This is a genomic window from Bacillus sp. AFS001701 (assembly GCF_002559405.1).
Taxonomy (GTDB): domain Bacteria; phylum Bacillota; class Bacilli; order Bacillales; family Bacillaceae_G; genus Gottfriedia.
This window is the reverse complement of sequence record NZ_NTZO01000186.1, coordinates 1-892: the sequence shown is the minus strand read 5'-3', so window position 1 is coordinate 892 and position 892 is coordinate 1. Positions and strand designations below refer to the sequence as shown.

1 protein-coding gene is annotated in these 892 nt (G+C 29.7%); it reads right to left on the bottom strand.

Going from position 1 to position 892, the window contains the following annotated elements; genetic code table 11:
• Positions 1–653: 653 nt before the first annotated feature.
• Positions 654–892, bottom strand: a 239-nt coding sequence (locus CN514_RS25730) for a hypothetical protein (protein WP_176525903.1), incomplete at its 5' end; no start/stop codon positions are given.

Here is an 892-nt window from a genome sequence, read left to right as displayed (position 1 = left end):
CATATTCATTCAACTCAAGCGTAATGATTTACACCACCTCCGCAGGTTGGCTTTCGTCAACTTAACTTGTTACGGTAAATTCTTACGCCTTTTCACCGAGCTTACCCGTTCTCTGGAAAGGGATTGAAAGCAACCTACTAACATCATGAAAAATTTTATACCTAGTAGTTACTTCCTCTCTTAGTTTGCTTTTCAATAATACCATTACGGACATCGAACTTTACCCTTTTGACGTAGGTTTTCATCAAAGACCTCGATTTCAAAATGATGATTCGCATATCAACATAGCTGAATTGCAAGTGAGTCTTATCAGTGTCCTTATCATAATAAGTAAACGCACCAAAAGGATAATACATAATATATACCACCTTCAAAGGATATTTTATGTTAAAGTTAATTTTAGATAAAAAACAGGGGGATTTGCCTATGACTTATAGTTCTTCATTAAGAATTGGGGGGAATAATGTTTTTATGGGTGATAATAAATGAAATATTGTAAAATATTCAAATTAATTAAAATTCCTTATAAAAATAAAAAATGAGCTAATATGACAATTAGTATAGTAAATTGCATGTTAAAAATTAGCCTATAGGTGCTAATTAGCTACTTCGTATAAGATATATATTCAGGCATCATCTGTCGAATATTTTAATTAAAATTTTCCTTCAGTATTGTAAAGATTTCTTCTATCAGGATTTGCTTCCATCTCCTCTACGATATCTTCAAATTCATACATTGTAACTTGTTCAAAGAATGGATATTCATTAAGTACTACTTCTTTTAATTGACTTTGTTTTAAGTTTGTTCGATAGTTTGTATAAATCACTTTATAGGTAAGGTTTTTGTAATTTATAAATTCATAAAATAATAGTACGGTATGTGAAATTTTTT